Origin of the sequence: Paracraurococcus lichenis (genome assembly GCF_030657435.1) — a bacterium.
Lineage (GTDB): Bacteria > Pseudomonadota > Alphaproteobacteria > Acetobacterales > Acetobacteraceae > Paracraurococcus > Paracraurococcus lichenis.
On the sequence record NZ_JAUTWS010000492.1, the window covers coordinates 1 to 443 of the forward strand.

The following is a 443-nucleotide window of genomic DNA, read 5'->3' on the forward strand; positions in this document are numbered from 1 at the left end:
CTTATGGTGGAACTCGGCAGCCTGGATGACGTCGGCCAGGGCTACGACCTGGCGCAACTCGAGGATGGGCGGGTTGCCTTCACCCTCGGGCGGCACGCTAACGACCACATGACCTCCTTCTACGCGCACGCGCCGTCCGGCTTCTTTGTCGAGTACGGCTGGGGCGGGCGGGTGATCGACCCCGCAGATTGGCAGCCGCACGAGACCTTCGACGGCCCGAGCCTCTGGGGCCACGAGCGGCTGCACTTGCCGCCGGAGGCGCGGGTCCGGCACCGGGAGATGCGCCTCGCCGCCGCCGCGAAGGGGCTGCGTGCACCGCTGCCGCGGACAGAGTGCGCCTGGCTGGACGCCGTGGTGGCGCGAGAGTAGCGGCGGGCCGGAGGGAAAGGACATGCCGACGCGACGCGCGCTGCTCGGGACGGGACTCGCGCTGGCGGCCGCCA

Annotated in this window: 1 pseudogene; it reads left to right on the forward strand. The window is 72.2% G+C overall.

Going from position 1 to position 443, the window contains the following annotated elements:
* Positions 1-369, forward strand: a pseudogene (locus Q7A36_RS40935) (hypothetical protein); the annotation flags it as partial.
* Positions 370-443: the final 74 nt, after the last annotated feature.